This window comes from Pseudomonas sp. FW305-20 (assembly GCF_058788075.1).
Map to the genome: position 1 here is coordinate 61,977 of NZ_JBYTAJ010000011.1, position 13,223 is coordinate 75,199.

13 protein-coding genes and 1 pseudogene are annotated in these 13,223 nt (G+C 59.3%); 5 read left to right on the top strand and 9 right to left on the bottom strand.

Going from position 1 to position 13,223, the window contains the following annotated elements; translation table 11 throughout:
* Positions 1 to 8: 8 nt before the first annotated feature.
* Positions 9 to 134 (top strand): annotated as a pseudogene (locus AC3WP4_RS12040) (enoyl-CoA hydratase); the annotation flags it as partial.
* 173 nt (positions 135 to 307) lie between these two features.
* Here AC3WP4_RS12040 and pyk read toward each other — a convergent pair.
* Positions 308 to 1,759, bottom strand: coding sequence for a pyruvate kinase (gene pyk, locus AC3WP4_RS12045; protein ID WP_076028423.1), 1,452 nt, complete (start codon positions 1,757 to 1,759; stop codon positions 308 to 310).
* 245 nt (positions 1,760 to 2,004) lie between these two features.
* Here pyk and AC3WP4_RS12050 point away from each other — a divergent pair, with 245 nt between their 5' ends.
* From AC3WP4_RS12050 to AC3WP4_RS12060, 3 genes are all read left to right on the top strand, one after another.
* Positions 2,005 to 2,295 (top strand): hypothetical protein, encoded by a 291-nt coding sequence (locus tag AC3WP4_RS12050; RefSeq protein WP_146011589.1) that lies wholly within the window; start codon positions 2,005 to 2,007, stop codon positions 2,293 to 2,295.
* Between the two features lie 169 nt (positions 2,296 to 2,464).
* A complete protein-coding gene (locus tag AC3WP4_RS12055; RefSeq protein WP_008156235.1) occupies positions 2,465 to 2,851 on the top strand; it encodes a tetratricopeptide repeat protein in 387 nt (128 codons plus the stop codon).
* A gap of 241 nt (positions 2,852 to 3,092) precedes the next feature.
* Complete coding sequence (locus AC3WP4_RS12060; RefSeq protein ID WP_102615364.1) at positions 3,093 to 3,452, top strand: PilZ domain-containing protein; 360 nt, start codon at positions 3,093 to 3,095, stop codon at positions 3,450 to 3,452.
* A gap of 145 nt (positions 3,453 to 3,597) precedes the next feature.
* Here AC3WP4_RS12060 and AC3WP4_RS12065 read toward each other — a convergent pair whose 3' ends face one another.
* The 8 genes from AC3WP4_RS12065 to AC3WP4_RS12100 form a co-directional block, all read right to left on the bottom strand.
* Positions 3,598 to 3,984, bottom strand: a complete 387-nt coding sequence (locus AC3WP4_RS12065; protein WP_102615365.1) for a DUF6124 family protein — start codon at positions 3,982 to 3,984, stop codon at positions 3,598 to 3,600.
* 267 nt (positions 3,985 to 4,251) lie between these two features.
* Positions 4,252 to 4,500, bottom strand: a complete 249-nt coding sequence (locus AC3WP4_RS12070; RefSeq protein ID WP_046049686.1) for a hypothetical protein — start codon at positions 4,498 to 4,500, stop codon at positions 4,252 to 4,254.
* A gap of 155 nt (positions 4,501 to 4,655) precedes the next feature.
* Positions 4,656 to 5,987 carry a DUF58 domain-containing protein gene (locus tag AC3WP4_RS12075; protein ID WP_102615366.1) on the bottom strand — a complete coding sequence of 444 codons (1,332 nt, stop codon included), beginning with the start codon at positions 5,985 to 5,987 and terminating at the stop codon, positions 4,656 to 4,658.
* Between the two features lie 169 nt (positions 5,988 to 6,156).
* On the bottom strand, positions 6,157 to 7,155 hold the full coding sequence (locus tag AC3WP4_RS12080) for an AAA family ATPase (protein ID WP_102615367.1): 999 nt from the start codon (positions 7,153 to 7,155) through the stop codon (positions 6,157 to 6,159).
* Positions 7,152 to 8,315: a DUF4350 domain-containing protein gene (locus AC3WP4_RS12085; protein ID WP_102615368.1), complete on the bottom strand. Its 1,164-nt coding sequence runs from the start codon at positions 8,313 to 8,315 to the stop codon at positions 7,152 to 7,154. The genes AC3WP4_RS12080 and AC3WP4_RS12085 overlap by 4 nt, the downstream gene beginning before the upstream one ends.
* Entirely contained in the window at positions 8,312 to 9,856 is a 1,545-nt protein-coding gene (locus AC3WP4_RS12090; protein WP_102615369.1) for a DUF4129 domain-containing protein, read from the bottom strand. Before AC3WP4_RS12090 ends, AC3WP4_RS12085 begins: the two co-directional genes overlap by 4 nt.
* Positions 9,843 to 10,820: a stage II sporulation protein M gene (locus AC3WP4_RS12095; RefSeq protein WP_102615370.1), complete on the bottom strand. Its 978-nt coding sequence runs from the start codon at positions 10,818 to 10,820 to the stop codon at positions 9,843 to 9,845. Before AC3WP4_RS12095 ends, AC3WP4_RS12090 begins: the two co-directional genes overlap by 14 nt.
* Positions 10,817 to 11,542: an RDD family protein gene (locus AC3WP4_RS12100; RefSeq protein WP_102615371.1), complete on the bottom strand. Its 726-nt coding sequence runs from the start codon at positions 11,540 to 11,542 to the stop codon at positions 10,817 to 10,819. The genes AC3WP4_RS12095 and AC3WP4_RS12100 overlap by 4 nt, the downstream gene beginning before the upstream one ends.
* A 183-nt stretch (positions 11,543 to 11,725) precedes the next feature.
* Here AC3WP4_RS12100 and sbcB point away from each other — a divergent pair, with 183 nt between their 5' ends.
* On the top strand, positions 11,726 to 13,156 hold the full coding sequence (gene sbcB, locus AC3WP4_RS12105; RefSeq protein WP_074879526.1) for an exodeoxyribonuclease I: 1,431 nt from the start codon (positions 11,726 to 11,728) through the stop codon (positions 13,154 to 13,156).
* Positions 13,157 to 13,223: the final 67 nt, after the last annotated feature.

Consider the following 13,223-nt stretch of genomic DNA (forward strand, 5'->3'; position numbering starts at 1 on the left):
TCAGCCCATTGATGAACGCCGCGGACCGCGAACAACTGCGCAAGGCTATAGAAGAAGAGAGCGCACAGTTCACTCAACGGCTGCGCTCGGCGGAAGCGATTGCGGCGTTGTCAGCGTTCATCAGTAAACACTAGCCGATCGTTCCCACGCTCCGCGTGGGAATGCCTCAACGGACGCTCCGCGTTCGGCTTTGGGACGCAGAGCGTCCCGGGCTGCATTCCCACGCGGAGCGTGGGAACGATCATAGGGAAACCAAAAAGCCCCGCCATTCACAGGGCGGGGCTTTTGTTTTTCAGCAACCGGTCACTCAGACCATCTTGTCGCCAACGTGCAGGATTTTCATCCCGTTGGTGCCGCCGATGGTGTGGTAGCTGTCGCCCTTGGTCAGAATGACCCAGTCGCCTTTCTCGACCACACCCAACTTGAGCAACTCGTCGATCGCGGCCTGGCTGACTTGCTCAGGCGGCAGCGATGCCGGGTCGAACGGTACGGTGTAGACGCCACGGAACATGGCCGCGCGGGCCTGGGTTTCGCGGTGCGGGGAGAACGCGTAGATCGGGATCGAGGAACGGATGCGCGACATGATCAACGGCGTGTAGCCACTTTCGGTCAGGGCGATGATCGCTTTAACGCCCGGGAAGTGGTTGGCGGTGTACATGGCCGCCAACGCGATGCTCTGGTCGCAGCTTTCGAAGACCTTGCCGATGCGGTGGCTGGAGGTCTTGCTGGTCGGGTGCTTTTCAGCGCCGATGCAGATGCGCGCCATGGCTTGCACCGCTTCCAGCGGGTACAGGCCGGCAGCACTTTCCGCCGAGAGCATCACGGCGTCGGTGTAGTCCAGCACGGCGTTGGCTACGTCGGACACTTCGGCGCGGGTCGGCATCGGGTTCTGGATCATCGACTCCATCATCTGGGTCGCCACGATCACAGCCTTGTTGTGGCGGCGTGCGTGCAGAATGATTTTCTTCTGAATGCCCACCAGCTCGGCGTCGCCGATTTCCACGCCCAGGTCACCACGGGCCACCATGACGGCGTCGGAGGCTTTGATCAGGGCGTCGAGGGTTTCGTCGTCGGCCACGGCTTCGGCGCGTTCGATCTTCGCCACCAGCCAGGCGGTACCGCCGGCTTCGTCGCGCAGTTGACGGGCGTATTCCATGTCGGCGGCGTCACGCGGGAAGGACACGGCGAGGTAGTCGACCTGCATCTCGGCAGCGAGCTTGATATCGGCCTTGTCTTTTTCAGTCAGGGCCGGAGCGGTCAGGCCGCCACCGCGACGGTTGATGCCTTTATGGTCGGACAGCGGGCCGCCGATCAGTACGGTGCAATTCAGTTCGGTGGCATTGGCGGTATCAACGCGCATCACCACACGGCCGTCGTCGAGCAGCAGCTCGTCGCCTACGCCGCAGTCTTTAACCAGGTCCGGGTAGTCGATGCCGACGACGGTCTGGGTGCCTTCGGTCAGAGGATGGCTGGTGGAGAAGGTGAATTGATCACCGATCTTCAGCTCGATCTTCTTGTTGGCGAATTTGGCGATACGGATTTTCGGGCCTTGCAGGTCACCCAGCAGGGCGACGAAGCGGCCGTGCTTGGCAGCGAGGTCTCGCACCAGCTTCGCGCGAGCCTTGTGCTCGTCGGGGGTGCCGTGGGAGAAGTTCAGGCGGGCGACGTCCAGGCCAGCCAGAATCAGCTGTTCGAGAACTTCCGGCGAGTTACTGGCCGGGCCAAGGGTAGCGACGATTTTGGTGCGACGGACGGACATGCATAGACTCCTGAGTTCAAGCGCTGGGTGAGGCTACTATGGTCTCTGGTTGTAGTCATTGTTCGTTTGCACTACTTATTCGTTTGTTTCTTGAAACGAACAATCCCGAAAGTTTTCAGCCGCACCGATTCAATAGACCTACCGTTTGTCGGCACTGTTAGTTCTAACAGGTAGGCGGGCGCTTGAGCGCGGGGTTGAATGCGCTGGAGCCTCGTCAAATGGTGACGAGTCAAGGAGATGACAACATGGCTACAAGTACTCAGGAACTGAAGGCGCCGAAAATTGATGAACCGAGTGAGGGCGCTAGAGTAGAAAACCAAGTCAGATTCAAGGGGGCCGGCGTTCCAGGTGCCACCGTTCAGATTACAAAGGTAGAAGACCAGCATTTGGTATTGACAACCCTCGTATTGGCGGACGGTACCTGGGCAGGTACTGCTAATGAAAACCTGGAGGGGTTGATTACGGTTTCGGCATTCCAGACCCTTAACCAAAATACTTCGCCTGCGTCGCCACATCGAAAATTCACGGTCAAATGACCGGAACGTCTTCGTTCATTTGCAAGCCCACTGAGCCTTGGCGGCTCAGTTGGTTTTTCCAATACTCCGAAGCGGGTGATTCGTTACTCCCTGTCTTATGCTGCCAGCACCCGATCATTGAAGATTTTCGCCAACGGGTCGATACAGAGCTCAAGACAGGAGAACCCCCATGCGATTCGTGCTCATTGCCGCCCTTGCCATCAGTGCCCTCAGCGTCACGGGCTGCACCCGTTGGTCGATGAACCATCATTTGAATAACGCCTACAGCGCCTACGACCGCGGCAATTGCGAGCAGGTGATGCTCGAACTGTCCAAAGTCGAACGCGCCAGCCGAGCGCGGCCTTACGTGTGGCCGGAAGCATCGATGATGCGCGGCTTGTGCCTGGAACGGCAGAAACTGTTTGTCGATGCGGCGCAAACCTACCAGTTCATCATCGCCGCGTACCCGCAAAGTGAATACGCCTACCGCGCCCGCGCCCGTCTGGAAACCTTGCAGTCGCTGGGCCACTATCCGCTGCGCAGCGCGGCTGCGGTCGTGCGCCCGACGCGGTTCTGATGGTCCTGATCGTTCAAAGGCTGGCTCACCGGCGGTGGTGAGCTATAGTCGAATAGATCGGTTTAGAGCCTTGCCTCTGATCGACGCAACACCTGAGATCGGCAGGCGTAAGCGGCAGCGGCGTTATGGACTGTCGCACCGGGATCGGGGAGAGCGCGCCCATGCTTCTATATAAAAGAAGCAGGCTCGTTCCGAAGCATTAGTGCGGCTCTGCTTAAGAGCCTTGCTGGGCCATTTGCGCATGTTTACTGACCGCCGGATCGAGCGGCATCAACTGCCGTATTTTCTAAGAGTGTTCAACAGCGTCACCGACAAACCCATCGGCTTTCTGGGCAACGTGTCCGAAGACGGGCTGATGCTGATCAGCCAGCTGCCGATGATGATCGGCGCCGATTTCGATTTGCGTCTGAAAATCCCCGACAGCGATGGCTGCATGCAGGTCATCGATCTTCAGGGGTGTTGTTTGTGGTGCCATGAAGACACGACCCCTCAACATTACGACGCCGGGTTCAGCCTGCAACGGGCACCGCCGGAGTATGGGCAACTGGTCAGCGCCTTGAAGCAATACTTCAGTTTTCAGCCGCTGCCTGCTTCTGCGTGATGCCCTGCGGTGCCTGTACTGGCGCCTTCGCGGGCAAGCCCGCTCCCACAGTGATCGCGTCGAACAAAATGTTGGCGTACACCACCGAACCTGTGGGAGCGGGCTTGCCCGCGAAGGCGTTAGCGCAGGCGCCTGATATTTAAGCTCAGGTCACCTTGATCGCCGCCTCGTTCGCCAGCGACCGCTCCACCAGCATCAACCCCAACTCACTCAACTGATAAATCGCCATCGCCAGATGTCGCGGCTTGTCGTCCAGGCTTTCGGCCAGGTCCAGCAGCAGAATGCTGACAGTCGAAAAGGTCTCGTAGGTCTCGATGGTCAAGGCTTCGGGGTTGGCATCGGACACAACTGTGAACATCTTCATGGCTCGTTCCTCGGTAGTGCGTTCGTCGGTAAAGCGGTTTTTGGTGTTGTTTTGTTTTAGGTAGTGTTTCAGAGCCTTTTTGGCGGCGGCGTGGAGCTTATTAGGGTCGAGGGTGGCGTAGGGCGAACGGGGGATGGATTCGAATTTTTCGGGTGGAGGTTTGAACATCGGGTTAACTCCTTTGGATCGCTAATGGGTAGAGACAGGAGAACCTTAAGGTTGAACGGCCATCTTCAATAGTCAGCCAGGGCCGCTGCTAGTTGTAGGCAGAGGCGCTTGGTTTTGTAGTCGATGTCGTTTGCTCGAATATTCGAGTAGGAAAAGAGCCGTCCAACGATGAACATTTGTCATGCCACCAAGCAATTCCTTCATCACAGAGCGCCCGACAATTTTGAGAAATTGTCGGGCGATATTTGCAAAAGTTGAAAGTTTTTGTCACTCATCAGAGTGTGGTTTTTTCGGGGGCTGTACTTCTTTAAAGTCGGTGGACACAGAGATAAGCGCCAGAGAGATAAATTTTTGGTTTCGATCTAGCGTTTGGAGCGCCCCTCGGATGTTACTTGCGACTTCAGTAGCCCCTTGCTTCTCCACCCAATTGGTTAGTTCTTCTATTGCCGCCCCCATTGCCAGCTGGTTCTGAGAGATCTGGGTTAGCACTGCAGTGAATAGATTTTTCTCATCCATGATTTATTCCTCGGTGTAGAGCGAAACGTTTGTTGGTTATGACCGATGCTCAAAACTGTTTGGGAAAGAGTTGACCGCTGCATCGCGTCCTTAAGTAGTTCCACTATCACTTCCTATCGAGGTCGTGAAGCAGCTATTTTCTACGCTGGGTACCGTTACATCATTCCGGCTTTTTTCCAACCCAGATATCGCGTCACCAGCTCGGCCCCCAACTCTGAGGGCCGAGCATCCAGCACCGGCACCCCATGAGCACTCAACCGCTCATGAAGCTCCGCCCGTTCATTCAAGTAATCCACCGTCCCGCAATAGGCCAGCGCCTCCGGCAAGGTTTGCACCGGCGTGTGCCGCAGCGTGTCGAGCAAGTCTTCGCGCAGACTCGCCACCAGCACCCGATGCTGTTTGCTCAGGCGCTTGACCGCGGTCAGCAGTTCTTCATCGTCTTCATCCCGCAAGTTAGTTACCAGCACCACCAGCGCCCGGCGTTTTTGTCGGGCCAGCAGTTGGTTGGCGGTGGCCTGATAATCGGCCGGACGCTGGGTGCTGTTGAGGTCGTAGACGCTGTTGAGCAAGACCTTGAGTTGCTCGGTGCCTTTGACCGGCGCGAGGTAATGCGGTCGGTCTGCGGCGAAGGTGCTCAGGCCTACCGCATCGCCTTGGCGCAGGGCGACGTAGCTGAGCAGCAGGCAGGCATTGAGCGCATGGTCGAAGTGCGACAGTTCATCATCCTGGCTGCGCATGCGGCGGCCGCAATCGAGCATGAAGATGATCTGCTGGTCGCGTTCGTCCTGATACTCGCGGGCAATTGGAGTGCGCTGGCGGGCGGTGGCTTTCCAGTCGATCTGGCGCAGGCTGTCGCCTTCGCGGAATTCACGCAGCTGATGAAATTCCAGACCCAGACCGCGACGCTGGCGTTGGCGCACGCCGAGTTGGCTGAGCCAGTTGTCCACCGCCAGCAGTTGGCCGCCGTAGAGACGGGCGAAGTCCGGGTAGACGCGGGTGCTGTCGGCCACGTTGAGCAGGCGTTTGTCGGACCATAAACCCAATGGGCTCGGCAGGCTGATTTCGCAGCGTTCGAAGGTGAAATGACCGCGTTTTAGCGGGCGCAGCCGATAGCCGATCTGGCTGTGCTGGCCGGGTTGCAGTTCGACCGACAGGGGCAGGTTTTCGAAGCTCAGGCCGTCCGGCACATGGTCGAAAATCTGTATGTTCAGTGGTTGGGCAAAATCATGCTCGATCTCCAGTCGCACTTCACCCCATCGACCGAGTGCAAGGCTGCCAGGCATTTGTCGGTGGAGTCGGGGCGAGGGCAGTCGTTTGAGACGGACGGCGTCGAGTATCGCCAGGGCCAGCAGCGCCAATAACAATCCCCAGTGGATCGACAACAGGCTTGATGGGACCGTGAATTCCAATGCCCGCAACGCGCCCAGCACGATGCCGATGGCCAGCAGCACCGCGAGCCAGACCAGTAACAGACGAGAAGGCTTCATCAGCGCACACCTTTTGTGGCGAGGGAGCTTGCTCCCGCTGGGTTGCGAAGCAGCCCCAAAACCCGTCGACGCGTCATGTCAGGTAAAACGCGTCTGCCTGTTTTACGACTGCTTCGCAGTCGAGCGGGAGCAAGCTCCCTCGCCACAAGGGGGCGTTGCATGACCATGGTCACAGACGTGGCGCCGGCACTTGATCGAGCAGTTGCTTGAGCACTTGATCGACCTCCAGACCTTCGATGTCCAGCTCCGGGGCAATGCGCACACGGTGGCGCAGTACTGACAGCACGCAGCCCTTGATGTCATCGGGAATCACGAATTCGCCGCCACGCAACAAGGCGCGGGCGCGGGCGCAACGTACCAGCGCGATGGACGCCCGAGGCCCGGCGCCGAGGGTCAACCCCGGCCACGTGCGGGTGGAGCGGGCCAGGCGCACGGCGTAATCGAGCACCTGATCGTCCAGCGGCAAGTCGCTGGCGATGCGCTGCAAAGCCAGCACATCCTTGGCTTGCAACACCGTGCGCAACGGCTGCACATCGAGCATGTCGGCGCGGGTCGAGCGGCTGACCTGGCGCACCATGTTCAGCTCCTGATCGGCGTCGGGGTAGTCCATGCGCACCTTGAGCATGAAGCGATCAAGCTCGGCTTCAGGCAGCGGGTAAGTGCCTTCCTGTTCGATGGGGTTTTGCGTGGCGAGCACCATGAACGGTTGCGCGATCGGCAGGGCGCGGCCTTCGAGGGTGACTTGGCGTTCCTGCATGGCTTCGAGCAGTGCGGCCTGGGTTTTCGCCGGGGCGCGATTGATCTCGTCGGCCAGCAACAGGTTGGTGAACAACGGCCCTTTGCGCAGTTTGAATTGCTCGGTTTGCATGTCGTACACCGCATGCCCGGTGACATCGCTGGGCATCAGGTCCGGGGTGAACTGGATACGTGCGAACTCGCCGCCGAAGCAGCGGGCGAGGGCGCGTACCAGCAACGTCTTGCCCAACCCCGGCACCCCTTCGAGCAGCACATGGCCGCCAGCGATCAGGGCGGTGAGCACATCGTCGATCACGCTGTTCTGGCCGATCACGGCTTTTTGCAGTTCAGTTCTTACCGCCTGGGCCAACTGGCTGGCGCGCTGGCGTTGCTGCGCAGCGTGGTTCAGTGTGCCGGGCTCGATCTCACTCATAAGGCATTCCTCAAGGTTTGCAGGTGGGCGACCTGACGGCTGAATTCAGCGCTGGACAGCCGCTGTTTCGGTCGCGGGCTCATGGCCTGGCTGATAGCGCGTGTGGGTTGGCCGGTCAGGCGTGCGAGCACCAGCCATTGTTCGGCAACGCCGAGTTGTTCGAAACCGGGATGACGGCGCCGCACACGACGCAAGATGTCGTGCTGCAAGGCTTGCAGCAGGTGTTGCTGACCGTTGCGGCGCAACATGAAATCGGCGCTGGCGCGCAGGTGTTCCTGAAGTTGACGGCGGGCCCTGGGGGCCGGTTCCAGCAGCGGCCCCTGGCGCACGCCGACGTGCCAGAAGGCAAGGCCGATCAGGGCAAAAAGGGCGACCAGTGCCTGGGGGAAATAGCGCAGGAGCAAGGTCGGCAGACTGTCGTGATCGGTGTTGAACAGCAGGGTCACGTTCGTGTCCGCGGTCAGGTACCAGAGCAACCAGGCGTTGTCGTACTGGTCAATGGCCGGGGTTTTCCACAGGTCGGCGTCGGTGACCACGATGATCGAACCGAGCCCGTGATTGAGCTGCATCATGTGCGTGGCCTTGCCGCTGTTGGCCCAGGCTTGCGCGAGGTTTTTCGGGTCTTCGAGATGGAATGCGGTATCGAAACCGGCGTAGGCCGGCGCGTTTTCGTCTTCCAGATACAACTTGGTCAGCTTGGGATAAGGATCGTCATCGATAGTGTGCGGCGGGTCCTTGAGGTCTTTGCTCAGCGACTGGTGCAGTTGCACCCGGTCGAGCAACAGGTCGTTGCTTTGGCCGGTTTTTTCATCCCACAGCGACTGGGCAACAAACAAAAGTCGCCCGCCGGCCCGGGTCCAGTTCAACAGCTGATCGACCTGGCGCGGAGTCATGTTGTCGCGGTCTCCGAGCAATAACAGGCTGTGCTGATGCGGCTCCAGGGTGGGCAGGATGTCGAGGCTGTTGGCGTGGTTCACCGTCAGGCCCTGTTTGCGCAGGAAATATTCGGCAGCGAGATAGGGATTGGCCTGGGCTTCGGGCGAGGGGCCGTGATCGATGTCTGCCTGATAGGGCGTCGCCTTGACGTACAGATAAACACTCAGCGCGCCCAATAGCACGGCGATGAACACGCCGACCGCCAGCCAGTGTCGCCGGTTCAATGCAACGCTCCCGGGCCGAACAACGCCCGCCAGCCGTCACAGAGTTCCTGTTGCAAATGTGCGGGAGGCAGGCGATGCCCGTAGGCCATGTTCTGCCAGTGCCCGGTCAGGCTTTTACTGAAGGCCAGCAAGGCAGGTTGGTGCAGGTGTTCGATGCGCTGAAGAACTTCGCCTTCGGTGTCGGCGGGTTTGAGCAACAGGTTGAAGTCGTGCAGCAAATGGCTGAGCAGACCGCGATAGAGCAATCCGAGGGCCTCGCGGGGTTGGGTTTGCCAGAGGCGTTCGGCGCTGGCGGCGATGTCGGCGGGCAGGGTTTCGCGGTTGAGGTCCAGGCCGAAAGCCTGTTGCGGTAACGGCCGCGTGACCTTGCTGTTCAAGGCCGGTCGACGCCTGACGAAGGCTTGCATCCAGTCACGGTAATGCCAGATCAATAAACCGATGGCACCGATCACGACACCCCACAACACCACTTCAATCAGGGTGGCCGCTGCGCCGAAGCGTTGGTTGTCCAGAAGCTTGAGCAGCGCCTCCAGCCATTCGGTTGTTGGTTCATCGTCCGCCTTGTCGGTGGCAGGTTGGTCCTCGCCAAAACGATAGCGCGTGACCGATTCCTTATTCTTGAACGGAGGCTGATCGAGGATCGCCTTGATGCTGTCCCGGGAGGCCTGACTGGTCAGTGGCTGGTCCAGCAGACGCGGGGTGTCGGGTGAAATGACTGGCTCGGCGGCCCACACGGTTTGTGCTGTCGGCATCAACAGGAATGCTGCCAGCAGCACGGGGACGGCGGCGCTGCTCAAGCGTTGGCGCATGCGGCGGAACACCAGCTCGATATCCCAGGCCTCCAATACCGTGCGCCGGTTCAGATAAAGGCTGAAGCCGCAGGCGACATAAACCGGTTCCCAGACAATCAGCACCAGTGCGTAAAAGGCGTTGGTCAGGTGTTCCAGCCATCGCCAGTCCTGTGTGGCGGCGGTGATCAAGGTCTGCCAGCTCCAGTCGAGTTCGACCTGTTGCGGCAAGAACATGTAGAACAGCACCATCAGGCCGATCCACAGCGCGGTTTCCAGGTGTACGCCGATGATGGTCAGCCAACGCGCGGCACCGGCGTTGCGCTGCAACAGCACCTGCAAGCGCTGTTGTCGTGGCTCACCACTGAGCCCTTCGAGTTGCACCACCGGCATCAGAAAACTGCGACTCAGGCTCAGGCGCCGCCAGGTCAGGCTCACCAGCAGCTGCGGTTGCAGCAGCCGCGGAAATTGGCGCAACGTCTGTTTCAGGGTGGGCGTTTCGCCAAACATGGCTTTGGACAGGATGTACAGCGGCAGGCGGTCGAACGCCGGTTTCAGCCACCAGAAAATAAACACGGCGAGGGAGGGCGAATCCCATAGCACCCAACTGAGCAGGGCGAAAACCGGCAAGGTCACGAGGGCCCAACTGGTCATCAGCAGACGCCGGTGTCGTTGGCTCAGCAGGACGCCCAGGTCCATGGCTTCCCAAGTGGTGCGCGGGCGGATGACAGCCGTGGCGTCACTCAGGCGCATGGCGGGTCCGTCCGGCAAACAGCAGATAAGTCGCCACCAACAACCAGAGCGCTGCACCGACCAGGTATTTGGTCATGGGCGCGACCCCGATCGTGGACGACCAGTAAGCCTCGATAAACGCCGCAATCAGCAGAAACAGCATGACCCCGCAAATCAGCAGCACGCTTTTGCGGGCCGCCAATCGCAGGGCTTCGGAGCGAGGCAGGCGCCCCGGTGCGATCAACGCCCAACCCAGTTGCAGGCCGGCGGCACCGGCCAGGGCGATGGCACTCAGTTCGAAGGCGCCGTGGCCAACCACGAATGGCCAGAAGGTTTGCCCGTAGCCGATGTACGTCAGGTGCCCGGCCACCGCACCAATCATCAAACCGTTGAAGAACAGGAAAAACGCACTGCCCAAGCCAAACAGCAAGCCGCTGGCGAAGGTCTGAAAGGCGATGCCGATGTTGTGCATGATGTAGTAACCGAACATCACCCAGTCTTCACTGGCCGCCCGTTCTGCCGAACGCCCCAGGTGACCGGCCTCGGGGTCATACATGCCTTGCATCTCGCTGACCTGCTCGGCCGGGATCAGGTTGTAGACCAGGTCGGGGAACAGATACACCAGCAACGCGAAGCCAATCAGGCTGCCAAAAAACATCAGGCTGGCGGCGAGCACGAAACGCCACTGTTCGCGCACCAGTCGCGGGAAGTCAGCCAGGAGGAAGCCCAGCACGTTGGCCCCCAGTCGACTGCGATGGCGATAAAGCTGTTGATGCCCGCGCAGCACTTGTTGCTGTAATAAATCGATCAGGAAGCTGCTGTAACCCCGTTCCTGGGCCAGCGCCAGATGCTGGCAGAGACGACGATAATCGCTGGGGAAATTGGCGACTTGCTGTGCTTGCTTGCCTTGCTCCAGCTGTTCAAGCACGAGGGTAAATTGCGCCCATTCGGCCTTGTGGCGACTTTCGAAAAGGCTTTGCTTCATGTCGGGCCCAACAAGCCACGGGCGATGCCATTGAGTTCATCCACGGCCCCTGGCGCCGACACCTGCAACGGTTGCGCGAGAATCGCCGCCAGCTCTTTGACCCGTGCTTCAGAGAGTTCACCCTGGCGCTCGGCAAAACCGAGGATGGCGTGCTGTTCGGTCAGCGTTAGCGCAAAGGTCGGGCGTCGGGGCTGGACGGTGGGCAGTTGTGGTCGGGCGAGCGGTTGTTCGCGGTAGATCACCAGCGTGCCGGCGGCCAGATCGCCGAGGCGCTTGAAGGTCGGATGTTGCAGGCAACTGATGGCGCCGAGGAAATAGCCGAACGGCAGCATGTCGACAAATCGCAGCAGGTTGCGCAGCAGCGAAGCAGACCAGCCGATCGGCGTGCCATCGTCCTGCACCACCCGCAGGCCCATCCATTGCTTGCCTGGCGAACGACCCTGGTTGAGCACTTCGAACAGCACCATGTACCACCAGCTCACCACGAACAACAGAATCGAGCCGAGCCCTGCACCGAGTTTCCCGAGGAACGCCAGGACAATAAACAGCAGGCCGACGATCAACCCGCGCAGCCCGAGATCGATGGCGAACGCCAGCGCACGAACCATCAACCCGGCCGGGCGCAGTGGCAGGTCGATGCCTTCCGGCGTTTCGACTTGATACCGCGTATCCAGTGGCGGGGACAGCGTCGCGTTCCTTGGCAGTGCTGTGGTCTCGAGCATGGGCAACCTTGATGTGGCCTGTTCGGGATTCGATGTCCGTCCGATGCTAGCAGCCTCTCGAGGGAAAACGACATAACTATGTATTGCACGGCACGTGGCCAGAGGTGATTGAATGACAAGATTACTGGCCGGGGCGGGATGTGAACGCCTAGACTTCGCCGATCTTCAGTTCAGGAATAGCCCGTGACCTCTATCTTCTGGTACGACTATGAAACCACTGGCATCAACCCCCGTTGCGACCGCCCGCTCCAGATGGCGGGGATTCGCACTGACTTCGATCTCAATGAAATAGACGAGCCGGTCAACCTTTACTGCCAGCCCAGTGAAGACATCCTGCCCCATCCGGCGGCCTGTGCGATCACCGGTATCACCCCCGGCCGACTGGCCGAGCAAGGCTTGAGCGAAGCCGATTTCATGACCCGGGTGCATGCCCAACTCGCGGCGCCCGGCACGTGCGGGGCGGGGTACAACACGTTGCGTTTCGATGACGAGATGACCCGTTACAGTCTTTACCGAAATTTTTTCGACCCTTACGCGCGCGAATGGCAGGGCGGTAATAGTCGCTGGGACCTGATCGATGTGGTGCGTGCAGCCTATGCCTTGCGCCCTGACGGCATCGTTTGGCCGACGGACGACGAGGGGCGGATAACGCTCAAGCTCGAACGCCTGACTGCCGCCAATGGCATTGATCACGGAAATGCTCACGAAGCGCTGTCGGACGTTCGCGCCACTATCGCCCTGGCGCGTCTGATCCGGGAAAAACAGCCAAAGTTATATGACTGGTTGTTTCAGTTGCGCGGTAAACAAAAGGTGATGGATCAGATTCGTCTCTTGCAGCCGATGGTGCACATCTCCGGACGCTTTTCGGCGGCGCGTAATTATGTCGGTGTGGTATTGCCTTTGGCCTGGCACCCGCGCAACAAGAACGCCTTGATTGTCTGTGATCTGCACCTGGATCCTCAGGGCTTGCTCGATCTGGATGCCGACACTTTGCGTCAACGGCTGTATACCCGCCGCGATGACTTGGCCGAGGGCGAGTTGCCGGTGCCGCTCAAACTTATCCACATCAATAAATGTCCGGTGGTGGCGCCGTTGGCGGTACTTCGCTCTGAAGATCAGCAACGTTTGGAGCTGGATATGTCGCTCTACCAAGAGCGCGCGCTGCGGCTAAGTGACGCACAAACAATTTGGCGAGATAAAGTGCAGGCGATTTATGCCAGCGAAGCGTTCACCCCGAGCCAAGACCCGGAGCAACAGTTGTACGATGGTTTTATCGGTGATCGGGATCGGCGTCTTTGTGAGCAAGTCAGGTCTGCCGACCCTGCTCAATTAGCGCAACAACAATGGCCCTTCGATGATGAGCGATTGCCCGAATTATTGTTTCGATATCGCGCACGCAACTTCCCCGATACGTTGAATTTCGAAGAGCAAGAACGCTGGCGAATATTCTGTCAGCAACGTTTGTCAGCACCCGAGTGGGGGGCGCCAAATACGTTGGAAACTTTTGCAGAAGCCGCAGCCCAATGGAGTAATACGGCTACATCGTTTCAGCGAGAGGTGCTGAATGAATGGCAGAATTATGTCGAAGGATTACGCAAACGTTTGAATCTTTGAAATCGAAAATGTTCGGAGCTGAATACCGGGCATAAAAAAACGCCAGCAAATGCTGGCGTTCTTTTTT